General features: G+C 39.0%; 2 pseudogenes. Both read left to right on the forward strand.

The window, feature by feature from the left end:
* Positions 1-278, forward strand: a pseudogene (locus tag E3E37_RS10835) (signal peptidase I); the annotation flags it as partial.
* Positions 275-521: pseudogene (locus E3E37_RS11575) on the forward strand (hypothetical protein); the annotation flags it as partial. The pseudogenes E3E37_RS10835 and E3E37_RS11575, both read left to right, overlap by 4 nt.

The following is a 521-nucleotide window of genomic DNA, read 5'->3' on the forward strand; positions in this document are numbered from 1 at the left end:
AAAAAAAGATAAAAGTTCAGGTAAGCGTTCCGGAAGATACAAGAGTCTACGGAGAAAAGATTAATGTCTATGCATATTTGCCAATCTTGCCTGAAAGAATCATAACAGAACTTTACTACAAAAGCCCGTACTTGCCATTCATTGCATACATCGCAGAAGCATCGTTCTTCTTAACACTCCTTTACTTTGCGGTGGGAGCTGGAAGCGAAGACATAATCAAGTATAGAGTTCACCGCTCAAAGATTTTTGACAAACTTAGGGAGAGTGTTGGATTATGAAATGGACTGCAGTGTTTTTAATATTGCTAGCGAGTTCTATGATACTCATTGGCTCCAGCGGAAATTTCAGAAATTATGAAAGCCAAAGAGGCGTGTGGGTAAACATTGCCCAAGGAAATGAGTCATACATTGCTTACTTCTGTACTGTAAGTGGATATTCAAATGTCGTGACAGTTGAGCAAGGGGAATCCTTAAGCTTTGATGCCTTAACCATAAAAAATCAGCTTGGAGAAACATTGGAAA

It is taken from the genome of Thermococcus sp. ES12 (assembly GCF_012027515.1).
Taxonomy (GTDB): Archaea; Methanobacteriota_B; Thermococci; order Thermococcales; family Thermococcaceae; genus Thermococcus; species Thermococcus barossii.